The sequence below is a fragment of the Rhodococcus sp. IEGM 1370 genome (assembly GCF_033142325.1).
In the GTDB taxonomy this organism is placed as follows: domain Bacteria; phylum Actinomycetota; class Actinomycetes; order Mycobacteriales; family Mycobacteriaceae; genus Rhodococcoides.
In genome coordinates, this window is record NZ_JAWLRY010000006.1 from 31170 (window position 1) to 46110 (window position 14941).

Sequence of the window (14941 nt, forward strand, 5' to 3'; positions counted from 1 at the left end):
TCGTGGTGTGAGCAACGTAGAAGTGCCCGGCGAAATCTCGAACTAGTGCTCGCGTCGTGAGCGCCATTGACCACGCGCGATGATCGCGATGACGATCACGACCGCCGAGGCAACGGTCGCACCGAACGCCCCTCCAGTGGGAAGCGCGTTAGTCAGGACCGGAACCGGTGCGAGCACAGCCAGCATGACGGCCACAACCACAACCGGGAAGATGACCACCGCCAAGAACTTGTCCTTCTGCCGATCCCAATTCGGTCCGGCTTGCAGTGCCTTCTCCTTACGCATCACCCACGCATAGAACGGGACCAGCGGTACCACGAGCAGTAGAACCGACAGTGGGTATCCGGTTCTGCCGAGGAGCGCGTAGATCAGCGTCGCTGTCGACGCCGAAGCCCATGTCATGATCACCGCCATGCCGAGAGCCAACAAGAATGGGGACTCTCGTTGCGGTCGATCAGATCCGGGCGGAATCTTTTGATCGTTCACTGTCACAACCTCCACGCTGGAAGCACGCCGCGATGATGCCACCGACGCCCGACAAACATGCGGTCGGCTTCCGCGGCTTCAGCGGAAATCGCTCGGAACGTACCACCACTGATACAGGTGAACATGATTCGCGCGGAACTCGCAATGCCGCCGAGCTCGCGGGCGCACCGAGCAGCAGTTCCTCCTGTTGCCCTTGCTCAGAGCGCCCGAGCCAATGTATTTACGTTTCTGTCGGTGGGTCGAGATACCATTCTCTTATTCGAACAGGCGTTCTTGTTTCGGCTCACCGGGGGGTGAAAAAATTGGGTGCTGTACCGACTGTGTCACTGGAGGCGTTGACCGCGGCTGCGCGTGAGGAGAATCGGCAGGCGGCCCGCAAGATCACCGCCTGCTATCGCGTGCACTGCGACTGGATCGCCCGGGACGCCAAGCACAAGCATTACAGCCGATACGGGCGCACGGAGATGGCAGTGGCATTGGGCTGCTCGGCGACGGTCGCCGAAGCGTATGTGTCCGTCGGTGTCGCCCTGCACACCCGGCTTCCTCTGGTGAAGACCACGTTCGAGGCAGGCGAGATCGATCTCCCCCGCGTGCGGACGGTATGCCGGATCCTCGACAACCTCTCCGACGACATCGTCACCCGCGTCGAAGCCGAGGTGGTCGAGGCGGCGCGGAGGTCGTCCCCGGGCCCGCTCGAGCAGGCGATCTGGGACATCCTGCTGCGCGTCGCACCCGAAGAAGCCGCGGCGCTGCGGGAGTTCGCGAAGAAGTTCCGGACCGTCACCTACAGTCCCGCCGGCGAACTGGCCCGCATCCGAGCCGAGCTGACCGCCCCCGAAGCCGCCGCCGCATGGCAACTCCTCGAAGAGATGGCCGACACCCTCTGCCCGAAAGACCCGCGGGGGAAGAAAGAACGCCTGTGCGATGCCTTCATGGCCCGCATGCACGGAGAACCCCGACTGGCATGCCTGTGCCAACGCGAGGATTGCCCGAAGAAAGACACCGCGTTGCCGGATCGACGGGTGCCGCTCACGATGATCACCGTCGACATCGCCACCCTCATCGGGCTACTCGCCAACCCCGCCTACCTCGCCGGGCACGGATCCATCGACCCCGACCTCGCGCGAGAGTTGGCACGCAACAGTCACTGGCAGATCCTGCTTACCGAAGCAGTGACCCTCGCCGAGAAACTCGGACTCGCTGTGCAGAACCCAGAGACCGGGGAATGGGAACGACGCCCAGACAGCGAGAAGACATCGGCTGCAACAGAACCCGAGACGGAAACAGCGACGGACGAAGACAACGACACGGGCTTGGGCTTGGGCTTGGCTGCAGACTCGGCTGCGGCTGCGGCTGCGGCTGAGGGAACTGGGTCGGGGGCGGACTCGAGGTCGGCGACAGATTCCTCGACCGAACCGACCCCGGCCAGTTCACCGGCAGCCGCAGGTGCACCTGCACCTGCACCTGTACCTGTACCTGTACCTGTACCTGTACCTGTACCTCGAAATACCTCGACACCGGCACCGGAGCCCGCAGCACCGGCACCAGCGGCACCTGAGTCACTCGCAGCTGAGGTCGCCGATGCCGAGGAGACCGACGAGACCGGCGAGACCGGCGATGCCGAGGAGAACGACGAGTCCAAACCCGCACCTGCGACCGCCCCTCCAGCTCAGGCAACGTCGGCCACCGACCCAGACACCGATCCTGTTCGGAAGCACGCAGCGACACGCGCAGGGACGCCAGTGATCGCCCCTCCCGCTCAGGCAACATCGGCCACCGGCCCTGACCTCGCTGCGTCGCCTGAACCGGCGTCAGCGTCACCACCACCTGCGAGACGGACACCGCCGGCACCTGCTATCGCACCGAACTGTTCGGAATCACGCTCTCCCGCAACTCCATCCGACTCTGCGACATCCGGGGCGACGTCAGCCCAAGGCCCGGAACCGAGAACAGGCTCCACTGCCACTGCCACTGACGTTGCCGCTGACGCTGCTACTGCCGCCAGCGACAATCCACGCCAGCGTCGCCTGGGATCACTGACCTCCGCTGCAGCCCTGTTCTGCACCCACACACCCGTCGGCCGGGGCACACGGCACAGCTCTGCCCTCGACCTGGACGACATCAGACATCCCGCCCGCAACATGAGAGCACTCGACCTTCGCTCGGCAATCCGGCTGAACAACCCAACAATCCCCACTGCAGACAACACACCCGCAAACCGCACACCCTCAGGCCTCTACCTCGGCAACGCCACCCTCGCCGCAGCGCTCGAAGCCGCCATCGCCGCCGACCCCACCCTCGGCAAATCAGTACCCCGCGATCCACTCACCGACCGCGCCCTGATCTACCGGCCCGACGCCCTCACCACCGCCGCCGTCCGCCTGCGCGACAAACACTGCCGCTTCCCCGGCTGCCACCGACCCGCCGCACGCTGCCAACTCGACCACATAGTGCCCTTCGACCACGCCAACCCTCGCGGCGGCGGCTGGACCACCGTCAACAACCTCCAATGCCTCTGCGACTACCACCACTCCGTCAAAACCGCCGGCTACTGGACAGCCATCATGCTCCCCGGCGGAGCCATCCTGTGGACATCGACATCCAAGACCACCCGAATCACCCTGCCCACCAACGCAACATCCGTACCCATCCTCGGCAACGACCTCAGGCCACACATCCCCACAAAACCGAAACGATCCGGCCACATCGCCTACCCCAACCCACCCGACAACCTTGAGCCCGACAACCACGAGACCGGACGCCACGAGGACACGAAGCCACCGTTCTAGAAGGTCAGCGCTGGCGGCGCAACAACTGTCCGGTCGACAACTCCGAGCCCGCGATCCACGACCGTCGCACCACACCCGATAGGCCCAGTCGATCGTAAGCAGTCACCGGGTTACGGTGGTACAACTGCGCAACGTCGACGCTGAACTCCTCCTCGGGTGCGAACACCACAAGGTCTGCAGCGCAACCGATTTCGATGCGTCCACGATCTGCCATACCCACCTGATCAGCCGTGTTCGTGGCCATCCACCGCACGATGTCGGTCAGCGCGAACCCACGGGCACGCGCCTCAGTCCACACCGCTGCAAGTGACACCTGCAGCGACGCAATCCCACCCCACGCATCGCCGAAGTCTCCGGTGTCGAACCGCTTCAGGTCGGGCGTACAGGGGGAGTGATCGGTGACAATGGTGTCGATCGTGCCGTCGGACAGACCCTGCCACAACAACTCACGGTTACCGGCCTCGCGGATCGGCGGGCAGCACTTGAACTGAGTCGCCCCGGCCGGAACAGCCTCGGCGTCGAAACACAGATAGTGCGGACAGGTTTCGACCGTCACCCGAACACCGTCCCGCTTGGCCGCCGCAATCATCGGCAACGCATCCGCGCTCGACAGGTGCAGAATGTGCACCCGACACCCCGTCCGCCGAGACAGCTCGATCACCTGCTCGATGGCCCGGTTCTCGGCCGCACGCGGACGCGATTCCAGAAATCCCGAGTACTCGCGGCCCGACGCGGACGGTGCCTCGGCGATCACCTCTGCGTTCTCCGCATGGACGATCATCAGCCCGTCGAACGATGCGATCTCGATCAGAGCCTTCTCGAGCTCCGGAATCGTCAGCGGCGGAAATTCGTCCACGCCCGACGCCAGCAGGAAGCACTTGAAGCCGAATACGCCTGCATCGTGCAGTGGCCGCAGCTGATCGACGTTCCCCGGCACGGCACCGCCCCAGAACCCGACGTTCACGACCGACTGATCCGCTGCCACCCGCCGCTTGATTTCCAGAGCTGCTACGTCGACAGTCGGCGGAATGCTGTTGAGCGGCATATCGACAATGGTCGTGATGCCACCCGCCGCGGCAGCCCGGGTGGCGCTCGCGAACCCTTCCCATTCGGTGCGCCCCGGCTCGTTGACGTGAACATGCGTGTCCACCAAACCCGGCAGCAACACCTCGTCCGAGCCGAGCTCGACCACGATGCCGGAGAGCACCGAAGCACCAGCATCATAGGAGTCGATCGCCACGATCCGGCCGTCCACCACCGAGACCGAAGCGGCGACCTCCCGTCCGCCGATCACCGCTCGCGAAGCGCGGACAACGAGATCCGCCGAATCAGACTGCACTGGAGGCACTCTGAAGCTCGGACGACTTCCACGCAACATCTGCCGCATCGAGAGCCTCGGCGTCGAGTTCACCGAACAATCTCAATCGGGACAGTCCGCCGTCGGGGTACACGTCCAATCGCAGGTGCGTGTACGCGTCGAACTCGTTCAGCAGGAAGCGATGACGCGTATCCGGCTGAACGGCGGTGCGGGGCAGAATCTCGCTCCATGCCGTCGGGTCCGTGATGTGTCGACGACGAGAATCGATGGCGCTGAGTCGAATCCACCCCGGCGCGTTTCCGACGTAGTAGCTGGTGTCGACCTCCACGTGCCGCGGAACACCGGGTGAAGCGAGGGCGAAGACTGCGAAGTCGTTGCCGCCGTTGCGTCGTCGCGAGTTTTCCCAACCTTCACCCATGTTGCGTGCCCGCCCGGGCAGGATGATGTTGGCCGGGGAGGAGTAGAACGCGTCGGAGCAGTCGATCAGCCGAGCTCCGTTCTCGGCGGCCAGCAGATCGACGGTGCCGGCGAGGAACCGCGGATCCTGCACCACCTGGCCGTGCACACGGAACCGGGCAACGCCGCCGTCGGGGTAGATCGACAGACGCACATGCGTCCACCGGTGCCGATCGTCCACCGCATACATGTTCGCAGTGTCACCGGCTGCGGGGGACTTGTCGACGATGCTGTGCCATTCCGCATTCTGCACGTCCTCGATGGACGGGTAGCCCTCGATCGATGCAGCCTCGACGGAGACGAACGGCGGGTAGTTCCCAGTGAAGTGAGCGGTGTCGACCACGACTCCGTGCACGATGCCGGGGGCTCCAAGTCGCACGATCGCCCAGTCGTGACCGCCTTCGTCGCGGCGACGCCGAGTCTCCCAGCCGTCGTACACCTTTCCCTTGTGCCCGAAGTCCTCGGGATCGAACAGCGGAGCGTCCGGCTTGATCAAGTTCTCGCGCTGGGCGAACAGCTCGTCGTTCGCTGCGGAGACGCTGCCGCCGAGCGCCCGAGAAGCAAGGTCGGTCAGCGTGGTGAAATCGGTTCCGGTCATGAAGTTCCTTCCAAAATGTGTGTGGTGGCCAACGTTCGACCTACCTCGTGCAACAACCGAGCCGCGTCACGCATGGAGATCTGCGGGTCCGGCTCCAGGTCGGTCAGCGAATAGGACGCGGTGATACCGAAGGGGCGCAATCGATCCAAGCCGACGACGCTGCGTCCCGCCACGGTGATCACCGAGACCCCCGCCGCGCGCGCTGCATGAGCGACTCCGATCGGTGCCTTTCCGTGCAGGCTCTGCTCGTCCAGCGAACCCTCACCGGTGACGACAAGGTCGGCCGACGCCAGAGCGCTGCCGAAGTCGATCAGCTCGAGCACGGTGTCGATCCCCGGCTTGGCCGCAGCACCGAGTACAGCCATGGCACCGAAGGCGGTTCCGCCGGCCGCCCCGGTGCCGGCGAGACCGCTCACGTCGCGGCCGATTGCGTTGCGTACCAAATGCGCCCACTGCCGCATCCCGTGTTCCAGATACAGCAACTCCTGCGGCCCGGCACCCTTCTGTGGGCCGTAGACAGCCGCGGCTCCGGTGACACCGAGCAACGGATTATCGACGTCACAAGCCAGCTCGAACACCGCATTCCGAGCCGACGGCATTAGACCGCTCAGGTCGAGGTGGACTGCACCCCGCAGCGGACCGCCGCCGAGCGCAACGTCGTTGCCGTCGGCATCGAGGATGCGGGCACCGAGCGCGCTGAGCATTCCGGCACCGCCGTCGGTGGATGCGCTGCCCCCGAGTCCGACGACGAGATGCCGCGCACCTCCCTCCAGAGCGTGCCCGATGACGGTACCGAGACCGAACGTACTGGCCCCCAGCGCATCCGGCTGTCCATTCGGCAGCAGCTCGAGCCCTACCGCCGAGGCCAACTCGACGACCGCAGTATCACCACGACGGGCATACGACGTATCGACCGGCTCACCGGTCGGCCCCGAGCAGGTCACTGCCACTCGATCCCACCCGGCGGTGACGGCAGCATCGACGGTGCCGTCACCGCCGTCGGCGACGGGTAGGCACACCGTTTCGAGCGACGAGTCGACCGAGAGCATCCCCTCGGCCACCGCCTGCGCGACCTCCGCTGCCGACAGCGAGCCCTTGAACTTGTCGGGAGCGAGCAGAATGCGCGTCATCTCTAGTCCAGCAGGAGCAGCGCAGTGGGGGCATCGGCCGATGTGTTGGCCAGCTCCTCGAACTCGCCGACGTTGTCGATTTCGGTGCCCATCGAGATGTTCGTGACCCGCTCGAGAATGATCTCCACCACGACGGGGACCTTGTGCTCGTTCGCCAACGTCCTGGCCCGCACCAACGTCTCGCCGATGAGGTCGGGCTCGGTGACTCGAAGCGCTTTGCAGCCCAGCCCTTCTGCCACCTGCACGTGGTCGACGCCGTAGCCCTTCGGGATACCGGGCTGAGCGTCCAAGGTCTCCTGGTGGTTGATGTTGTCGAATCCGAGCTGCACGCAGAAGTCCATGTCGAAGGCGCGCTGCGCCTGCCGGATCAGCCCGAGGTACGAGTTGTTCACCACCACGTGCACGTACGGCAGGTTGAACTGCGCACCGACGGCCAACTCCTCGATCATGAATTGGAAGTCGTAATCACCGGACAGTGCAACGACATTCGCCGACGGATCGGCAGCCACTGCTCCCAGTGCCGCGGGAATGGTCCAGCCCAGTGGGCCGGCCTGACCGCAGTTGATCCAGTTGCGGGGAGAGTAGACGTGCAGGAACTGCCCGCCCGCGATCTGCGAGAGTCCGATGGTGCTGATGTAGCGGGTGTCGCGGTCGAAGACCTTGTTCATCTCCTCGTACACGCGCTGCGGTTTGATCGGCACGTTGTCGAAGTGCGTGCGCCGATGCATCGTGCGCTTACGCGTCGCGCAGTCATCCACCCAGCCCGAGAGATCACGCAGCGTGCCTGCCGCACGACGCTCCTCGGCGACGGCGACGAACTGCTCGAGGGCCGCCTTGGCGTCGGAGATGATGCCGTAGTCGGGTGCGAAGACACGTCCGATCTGGGTCGGCTCGATGTCGACGTGGACGAACTTGCGTCCCTTGCGGTAGGTCTCCAGCCCGCCGGTATGCCGATTGGCCCAACGGTTTCCGATGCCGAGTACGAAGTCCGAGGCCAACATCGTTGCGTTGCCGTAGCGGTGGGCGGTCTGCAAGCCGACCATGCCTGCGGCGAGACGGTGATCGTCGGGGATGGTGCCCCAGCCCATCAGGGTCGGGATGACCGGAACGTCGAGAATCTCGGCGAGCTGCACGAGCAGGTCGGAGGCGTCGGCGTTGATGATGCCGCCGCCGGCCACGATCAACGGGCGCTCGGCAGCCAGGAGCATGTCGATGGCCTTCTCTGCCTGAGCGCGCGAGGCAACGGGCTTGTGCACGGGCAGCGACTGGTAGGTGTCGGGATCGAAGTCGATCTCGGCCAGCTGCACGTCGATGGGCAGATCGATCAGCACCGGGCCGGGCCGTCCTGAGCGCATCAGGTGGAACGCCTGCGCGAAGGCACCGGGAACCTGGGCCGGTTCGAGCACCGTCATCGCCATCTTGGTCACCGGTGCGGCGATCGACGCGATGTCGACGGCCTGGAAGTCTTCCTTGTGCAACCTCGCGACGGGGGCCTGTCCGGTGATGGCGAGGATCGGAATCGAGTCGGCCATGGCCGAATACAGCCCGGTGATCATGTCGGTTCCGGCCGGGCCGGAGGTTCCGATGCAGATGCCGATGTTGCCCGGAGCAGCCCGGGTGAATCCCTCGGCCATGTGCGAGGCACCTTCGACGTGGCGGGCCAGCACGTGGCGGATCCCCCCGTGGTTGCGCATCGCCGCGTAGAACGGGTTGATCGCGGCACCGGGCAAACCGAATGCCGTTGTTGCACCTTCGAGTTCGAGGATCTTCACTGCGGCATCGGCCGCGCGCATCTTGGCCATGTCAGTTGTCCTTGCTCGAGATCGCGGAGCCCGAGAGCCGAGCGACACCGCGGTACAGCGCCGAATGGTCGAGACCGCCATCGCCGTTGGCGCGGGCCGAGGCCATCAGCTGCGCCAACACGGCACCCATCGGAATCACGACGCCCGCCTCACGTGCAGCGGAGGTGACGATGCCCAGATCCTTGTGGTGCAGGTCGATGCGGAAGCCGGGCTCGAACGAGCGGTCCAGCATCTTCTGCGCCTTCTGATTGAGCACGGCCGAACCGGCGAGGCCTCCGCCGAGAACCTCGACCGACGCTGCCAGATCGACGCCGTAGGCCTCGAGGAACGCGATCGCCTCGGCCAGCACCTGAATGTTGCCGGCCACGATCAGCTGGTTGGCTGCCTTGACCGTCTGCCCGGAGCCACTGGGGCCCACATGAGCGACGGTCTTGCCCACGACGTCGAGAATCGGCTTGGCAGTGGCGAAGTCGTCCGCGCTGCCGCCGACCATGATCGACAGCGTCGCGTTCTCGGCACCGGCCTGGCCGCCGGAGACCGGAGCGTCGAGGATACGGAAGCCGCGCGAGATCGCGTCGGCAGCCAACGTGGCGGTGACGTCGGGACGGATGCTGGAGAAGTCGATGATCAGCGCGTCGCGTCGAGCATTGTCGAACACCCCGCCCTCACCGGCGAGAACCTCCTGCACATCCGGAGAATCGGGGACCATGATCGCGATGACGTCTGCGTCGTGAACGGCCTTGGCGATGGAATCGGCAGCAGTGCCGCCTGCCTCGACCAAAGGACCTGTGCGATCTGGGGTCAGGTTGTAGCCGACCACCTGATGGCCCGCCTTGGCGAGATGAACGGACATGGGGCTGCCCATGATTCCGAGGCCGATGAATGCAATGGTGCTCATGAAAAATCCCTACTTGGTAGTGGTGGCCAGTTCGAGCCACGCGAACGGATCCGGCTGGGTGGCTTTGTATTCGAGTCCGACGTAACCGTCGTAACCCCGTTCGGCGAGGCCGGCGAGTTGTCCGCCGAGGTTGAGTGAGCCGGTACCCGGTTCTCCGCGGCCCGGTGAGTCGGCGATCTGCACGTGCCCGATCAGATCGTGGTGGGCATCGAGCGCCGCGGGCACGTCGTCTCCGTTGACGGCGAGGTGGTACAGGTCGGCAAGCAGACGCAGGTTGTGTACGTCCTGTTCACGCGCGACGCGGAGGATGGTGGCGACGGCACCGGCAGCAGACTTGATCGGGTAGGCGGGCGCGCCGCTGACGGGTTCCACCAGCACGACGGCACCGATCCTCGCTGCGGCCTTCCCTGCTGCCGCCAGGTTCTCGATCGCGACCTCGTCCTGGTCGAGCGGGTCGACGCCGTCGATACGATTTCCGTAGAGGGCGTTGAACGCGGTGGTGCCGAGTTGTTCGCCGATGCCGACCGTGGCGTCGATGTTGTCGCGGAACGCCTGCTTCTGCGCTGGATCGGACAGAATCCCGCGATCGCCTGAGGGCATGTCGCCGGCGGCGAAGTTCAGTCCCGTCAGCTGCACCCCGGCATCACGGACCGAAGACACGAACGCGGTGACATCGGCGTCGGACGGCACCGGATTCGAGAACGGCCACCAGAATTCGACGGCATCGAAGCCGGCATCGCGGGCTCGCTGCGGTCGATCGAGCAACGGAACATCGGTGAAGAGAATGGAACAGTTGACGGTGTAGTGGAGCCGAGAGTCAGCGAAAGTGTTCATGCACGGTGCCTTTCAGTTCTGAGGTTGCGGTAGTCCGCGGTAGCGACGCCAACTGCCGGCATAGGTGATGTCGGTCAACTCGTCCGGTTGCGCATCGAGCACCCCTGGCCGCAGGCCGACGCCCAGGACCGACCGCCCGTCCTCGAGCGCCACCACGGTGAGCTCGAGCTCCGGCGGTTCGTCCGGCAGGAAGGCCGTCCGGATGTCGTCGAGCGGAATGTCGTACAGCTCGCCTTCGATGGCCGCACCGGCAGTGTGATCGAGCAACAGCGCCGGGAATTCGTCCCGTACCGAGAAGAAGCGGTAATTCGGGGTGGTGCGCACCGTCCCCACGAACGGGTGGGACGAGACGTTGTGGTGCAGGCTGCCGCCACGCATCGCACCACCGTTGCAGAAAAGCTCCGTCATGAAGTCGTTCCTCTCGGGCTCGAAGGGCAGGACTAAAAGTCCGTATGGTGGAATATGTATTCCGGTCGATGGACCGAGTGTGGCGTGCACCACGTGGATCTGTCAAGACCCGAGTGCACGGTCCGCGCGACCGCAGTGTCCAATACCGCAGTGCAGCAACGCCGAACGGATCGACGTGGATGCCTCGAGATCGACCCTTGACACTGCATGTGATCGGTGTCACGCTCATTTGGTGGAATCAACATTTCGTATTGCGGAATCGGATACGGTCGCTGACTTGAACACGGCCTCCGAGGCCGACGCGGCACGCACACTCTCGCTGTGCCTCGACGTGCCCCGCTGGGTTCGGGAAGTTCTGAACGCCCGGCCGTTCACCGACGTGCAGGCCCTGCGCCACGCCATCCATCGCGCTGCCACACCATTGACAGCCGATGAGGTTCACCGCACACTCGCCGTACATCCGCGCATCGGCGAGACACCCGACGGAGACGACGCAAGCGCTCGGCACGCGAGTAACGAGCAATCCGGCGTCGACGTCTCGGATGAGGGCGTCGAACAGCGGCTGAGAGCAGGAAATCTGGCCTACGAGAACCGGTTCGGGCAGGTGTTTCTGATCAGGGCCGCCGGCCGGGATGCCCACGCAGTTCTCGACGCTCTGCACAGCAGGCTCGGCAACGACCCCGCGACTGAGGCCGTCGTCGTCGAGCACGAACTGCGGGAGATAGCCGAGATTCGTGCAACAGGAAGCCTCGGCGATGTCTGACCCGAGAAGCCATGTGACCGCTCACGTGCTCGACGCGGCGAGAGGCGTTCCTGCGCAGGGTGTCTCGGTAGTCCTCGCCGATCATCACGGTATCCACGTTGCCGACGCCGTCACCGATGAGCAGGGCCGGGTCGGGACGCTCGGCCCCGCCGAACTGGAACCGGGTACCTACCGACTCACCTTCGCCACCGGTGCGTACTTCGCGGCCCAGCACACCGAGTGCTTTCACCCCGAGGTCGTCGTCACCTTCGAGATCACCGCACCCGACCAGCACTACCACATCCCACTTCTGTTGAGCCCATTCGCTTTCACCACCTATCGAGGGAGCTAGAACCCATGACCATCGTGCTCGGAGCAAACCAGTACGGCAAAGCCGAATGCAGACTCGTCCGCATCGACCGCGAGACTCCTCGCCACCGCATCACCGACGTCAGTGTCACCTCGCAGCTGCGCGGCGACCTCGAGGCCGTCCACACCGAGGGCGACAACGCCCACGTCGTCGCGACCGACACCCAGAAGAACACCGTGTACGCCTTCGCACGGGACGGCATCGGCGCGATCGAGAGTTTCGCACTTCGTCTCGGGAAACACTTCACCGGCAACTTCGACTGGATCACCGGTGGACGCTGGGAGATCGAGCAGTATCAGTGGTCGCGGATCGCGAACGGTGAGGACGGACGCGACCACTCGTTCGTCAAGGCCGGCGACGAGAAGCGGAACACGATCGTCACGATCGACGGAGAAGACATCTCCATCGTCTCGGGCATCAGCGACCTCGTCGTGCTCAATTCGACGGCGTCGGAGTTCTGGGGTTACCCGAAGGACCGGTACACCACACTGAAGGAGACCACGGACCGCATCCTGGCCACGTCGGTCAGCGCCCGCTGGCGGTACCTCACCACCGAGCTGGACTTCGACAAGACCTTCGACGACGTCCGTTCCATCATGCTCGACGCCTTCGCGTCCACTCACTCTCTTGCGTTGCAGCAGAGCTTGTTCCAGATGGGTAAGCAGGTTCTCGAAGCCCACCCGGAGATCGGCGAGATCAAGTTCTCGATGCCCAACATCCATCACTTCCTCGTCGACCTCGAGCCCTTCGGACTCGACAACCCCGGTGAGGTCTTCTACGTCGCGGATCGCCCCTACGGTCTGATCGAGGCCACGGTGGAACGCGACGATGCCCCGGACGCGGGCCGCGCCTGGGATACCGTGCCCGGATTCTGCTAGGAGCGAGGCAACATGAAGCTGACGAAGCGCAAGCCGAACAACAACCGTGCGCCGCATGACCCCGCCCGTCCCGAGGACGAGCGTTTGTCGATCGGCAGGTCGTATGTCTATGGATTGCAGCACATCCTGACGATGTACGGCGGAGTCATCGCACCGCCCCTGATCGTGGGCGGCGCAGCGGGACTGACCGGAACCGAGATCGCGCTGCTGGTCTCGGCCGCGTTGTTCGTCAGCGGAGCGGCCACCTTGCTGCAAACCCTGGGAGTGCCTTATTTCGGGGCGAAGTTGCCGCTGGTGCAGGGTATTTCGTTCGCGTCGGTGTCGACGATGGTGGCCGTCGCGAGCGGGCCGGGTGGCTTGAACTCGGTGTTCGGTGCCATCATCGCTGCCGGTGCCATCGGGATCCTCATCACCCCGTTCTTCAGCAAGATCGTGCGATTCTTCCCACCGGTGGTGACCGGCACGATCATCACCGTCATCGGTATATCGCTACTGCCCGTTGCGGTTCGGTGGGCGATGGGCGGTGATCAGCAGGCCGCCGACTGGGGCTCGATGTCCAACATCGGGCTTGCGGCCTTCAGCCTCGTGGTGGTGCTGCTGGTGAGCAGGCTGGTGCAGGGCACTCTCTCGCGCTTGTCGATCCTGATCGGCATCATCGTCGGCACGCTGTTCGCCGTTCTCGTCGGCAAGGCCGATTTCTCCGGAGTGGGCGACGGTGCCATCTTCAGCCTCCCCGAGCCGTTCGCGTTCGGAGCCCCGACCTTCCAGATCGCGGCGATCCTGTCGATGGTGGTGGTCATTCTCGTCATCATGACCGAGACCACCGCGGACATCCTGGCCGTGGGCGAGATCGTCGGCACCGATGTCGATGCTCGACGCGTCGGCGACGGACTGCGAGCGGACATGGTCGCCACCACCATCGCTCCCGTGTTCGGCACCTTCCCGGCCAGTGCGTTCGCCCAGAACGTCGGTCTCGTGGCCGTCACCGGAATCAAGAGTCGTTACGTCGTCGCGGCCGGCGGCTCGGTACTGCTGTTCCTCGGGCTCTTCCCCGTCCTCGGACTGGTGGTCGCCTCGGTGCCGCTGCCGGTACTCGGCGGTGCGGGCATCGTGCTGTTCGGCTCGGTGGCAGCCAGCGGCATCCGGACGCTGTCCAAGGTGGAATTCGAGGGCAACCTGAACCTCGTCATCGTGGCGGTGGCCATCGGCTTCGGCGTCATCCCCATCGCGGTGCCGGGCTTCTACGCGGCATTCCCGGACTGGGTCCACGTGGTGCTCGACTCCGGCATCAGCGCCGCGAGCATCGTCGCCGTCGTGCTGAACATCCTGTTCAACGTCATCACCATGGGTCAGAAACCCTCGCCCTCGGTGGTCACCGCTGCACCGCCGGTGGCGACGCGGCATCACCAGTAGTGTTCTATCGAGATCGGTAGAAGCTACGAGCATGCGAGGTGGGACTGTGGCGGCAGGTGGCGGGGTGCAGTCCGTGGAGCGTGCGTTCGAGTTGCTCGACATCATGGCTGCCTCGGGCGGATCCATCGGGATCAGCGAACTGGCCGAGGGTACCGATCTGCCGATGCCGACGGTGCACCGACTGATCGGAACCCTCGTCTCGCTCGGCTACGTCCGCCGGCTGCCGTCCCGCCGATACGCACTGGGCACCAAGCTCATTCGGCTGGGCGACAGCGCCTCGAAGTTGATCGGCGGATGGGCCAAGCCGTATCTGGCGGAACTGGTCCGGATCACGCACGAGACGTCGAACATGGCGTTTCTCGAGGACGACATGGCGGTGTACGTCGCGCAAGTCCCGTCCGAACACGCGATGCGGATGTTCAACGAGGTGGGTCAGCGCGTGTTGCCGCATTCCACCGGCGTCGGCAAGGCGCTGCTCTCGCAGTTGGACGACGACGCTGTCCGTGCGATCGTCGGCCGCCTCGGCATGGCTCCCCGCACCGTCAACACCATCACCACGCTCGACGCGTTGCTCGAGGACCTCGCGGTGATCCGCGAACGCGGCTATGCCATCGACGACGGCGAGCAGGAAGTGGGCGTCCGCTGCTTCGCCGTACCGGTACTCGGTGCCCCGACCCTCACTGCGATGTCGATCGCCGGACCGACTGCGCGCGTCACCCTCGAATCGGCCGAGCAGTTCGTGCCCCTGCTGATCTCGGCCGCCGAGCGACTGGCGAAAGACCTCGCGAGCAACAACCCAGCACCTTGATGTTGCAGCGC

14 protein-coding genes are annotated in these 14941 nt (G+C 64.9%); 6 read left to right on the forward strand and 8 right to left on the reverse strand.

Annotated features, from left to right (window positions below; translation table 11 throughout):
* Positions 1-42: 42 nt before the first annotated feature.
* Complete coding sequence (locus R4P47_RS10750; RefSeq protein WP_317784748.1) at positions 43-486, reverse strand: hypothetical protein; 444 nt, start codon at positions 484-486, stop codon at positions 43-45.
* A gap of 320 nt (positions 487-806) precedes the next feature.
* On the opposite strand from R4P47_RS10750, the gene R4P47_RS10755 reads away from it, so the two are divergent.
* Positions 807-3275, forward strand: coding sequence for an HNH endonuclease signature motif containing protein (locus R4P47_RS10755; protein ID WP_317784749.1), 2469 nt, complete (start codon positions 807-809; stop codon positions 3273-3275).
* Between the two features lie 4 nt (positions 3276-3279).
* On the opposite strand, the gene allB is transcribed toward R4P47_RS10755, so the two are convergent.
* The 7 genes from allB to R4P47_RS10790 are packed head-to-tail and all read right to left on the reverse strand — an operon-like array spanning position 3280 to position 10719.
* The gene (gene allB / locus R4P47_RS10760; protein WP_394855282.1) at positions 3280-4653 is read right to left on the reverse strand and encodes an allantoinase AllB; all 1374 of its coding nucleotides are present in this window, start codon (positions 4651-4653) and stop codon (positions 3280-3282) included.
* Positions 4604-5647, reverse strand: a complete 1044-nt coding sequence (alc, locus tag R4P47_RS10765; RefSeq protein WP_269596138.1) for an allantoicase — start codon at positions 5645-5647, stop codon at positions 4604-4606. The genes allB and alc overlap by 50 nt, the downstream gene beginning before the upstream one ends.
* A complete protein-coding gene (locus R4P47_RS10770) occupies positions 5644-6777 on the reverse strand; it encodes a glycerate kinase (protein WP_149406804.1) in 1134 nt (377 codons plus the stop codon). Before R4P47_RS10770 ends, alc begins: the two co-directional genes overlap by 4 nt.
* A 2-nt stretch (positions 6778-6779) precedes the next feature.
* Positions 6780-8579, reverse strand: coding sequence for a glyoxylate carboligase (gcl, locus tag R4P47_RS10775; RefSeq protein WP_149406803.1), 1800 nt, complete (start codon positions 8577-8579; stop codon positions 6780-6782).
* Position 8580: 1 nt separating this feature from the next.
* A complete protein-coding gene (locus R4P47_RS10780; RefSeq protein WP_149406802.1) occupies positions 8581-9477 on the reverse strand; it encodes a 2-hydroxy-3-oxopropionate reductase in 897 nt (298 codons plus the stop codon).
* 9 nt (positions 9478-9486) lie between these two features.
* The gene (locus tag R4P47_RS10785) at positions 9487-10311 is read right to left on the reverse strand and encodes a hydroxypyruvate isomerase family protein (protein WP_317533059.1); all 825 of its coding nucleotides are present in this window, start codon (positions 10309-10311) and stop codon (positions 9487-9489) included.
* Positions 10312-10323: 12 nt separating this feature from the next.
* Positions 10324-10719 (reverse strand): gamma-glutamylcyclotransferase, encoded by a 396-nt coding sequence (locus R4P47_RS10790; RefSeq protein WP_032385160.1) that lies wholly within the window; start codon positions 10717-10719, stop codon positions 10324-10326.
* 232 nt (positions 10720-10951) lie between these two features.
* On the opposite strand from R4P47_RS10790, the gene uraD reads away from it, so the two are divergent.
* The 5 genes from uraD to R4P47_RS10815 are packed head-to-tail and all read left to right on the forward strand — an operon-like array spanning position 10952 to position 14930.
* Positions 10952-11482 (forward strand): 2-oxo-4-hydroxy-4-carboxy-5-ureidoimidazoline decarboxylase, encoded by a 531-nt coding sequence (gene uraD, locus R4P47_RS10795; RefSeq protein ID WP_269596141.1) that lies wholly within the window; start codon positions 10952-10954, stop codon positions 11480-11482.
* Positions 11475-11813, forward strand: coding sequence for a hydroxyisourate hydrolase (gene uraH, locus R4P47_RS10800; RefSeq protein WP_149406799.1), 339 nt, complete (start codon positions 11475-11477; stop codon positions 11811-11813). The genes uraD and uraH overlap by 8 nt, the downstream gene beginning before the upstream one ends.
* A 5-nt stretch (positions 11814-11818) precedes the next feature.
* Positions 11819-12709: a factor-independent urate hydroxylase gene (pucL, locus tag R4P47_RS10805; protein WP_149406798.1), complete on the forward strand. Its 891-nt coding sequence runs from the start codon at positions 11819-11821 to the stop codon at positions 12707-12709.
* A 12-nt stretch (positions 12710-12721) separates the two neighbouring features.
* Complete coding sequence (locus tag R4P47_RS10810; RefSeq protein WP_317533058.1) at positions 12722-14122, forward strand: nucleobase:cation symporter-2 family protein; 1401 nt, start codon at positions 12722-12724, stop codon at positions 14120-14122.
* Positions 14123-14153: 31 nt separating this feature from the next.
* Entirely contained in the window at positions 14154-14930 is a 777-nt protein-coding gene (locus R4P47_RS10815) for an IclR family transcriptional regulator (protein ID WP_188078727.1), read from the forward strand.
* Positions 14931-14941 lie beyond the last annotated feature (11 nt).

Excerpts from the sequence above, each read along its gene's own strand:
- allB (WP_394855282.1), bottom strand. The coding sequence starts at position 4,653 with ATGTTGCGTGGAAGTCGTCCGAGCTTCAGAGTGCCTCCAGTGCAGTCT.
- alc (WP_269596138.1), bottom strand. The coding sequence starts at position 5,647 with ATGACCGGAACCGATTTCACCACGCTGACCGACCTTGCTTCTCGGGCG.
- R4P47_RS10770 (WP_149406804.1), bottom strand. The coding sequence starts at position 6,777 with ATGACGCGCATTCTGCTCGCTCCCGACAAGTTCAAGGGCTCGCTGTCG.
- gcl (WP_149406803.1), bottom strand. The coding sequence starts at position 8,579 with ATGGCCAAGATGCGCGCGGCCGATGCCGCAGTGAAGATCCTCGAACTC.
- R4P47_RS10780 (WP_149406802.1), bottom strand. The coding sequence starts at position 9,477 with ATGAGCACCATTGCATTCATCGGCCTCGGAATCATGGGCAGCCCCATG.
- R4P47_RS10785 (WP_317533059.1), bottom strand. The coding sequence starts at position 10,311 with ATGAACACTTTCGCTGACTCTCGGCTCCACTACACCGTCAACTGTTCC.
- R4P47_RS10790 (WP_032385160.1), bottom strand. The coding sequence starts at position 10,719 with ATGACGGAGCTTTTCTGCAACGGTGGTGCGATGCGTGGCGGCAGCCTG.
- uraH (WP_149406799.1), top strand. The coding sequence starts at position 11,475 with ATGTCTGACCCGAGAAGCCATGTGACCGCTCACGTGCTCGACGCGGCG.
- pucL (WP_149406798.1), top strand. The coding sequence starts at position 11,819 with ATGACCATCGTGCTCGGAGCAAACCAGTACGGCAAAGCCGAATGCAGA.
- R4P47_RS10810 (WP_317533058.1), top strand. The coding sequence starts at position 12,722 with ATGAAGCTGACGAAGCGCAAGCCGAACAACAACCGTGCGCCGCATGAC.
- R4P47_RS10815 (WP_188078727.1), top strand. The coding sequence starts at position 14,154 with ATGCGAGGTGGGACTGTGGCGGCAGGTGGCGGGGTGCAGTCCGTGGAG.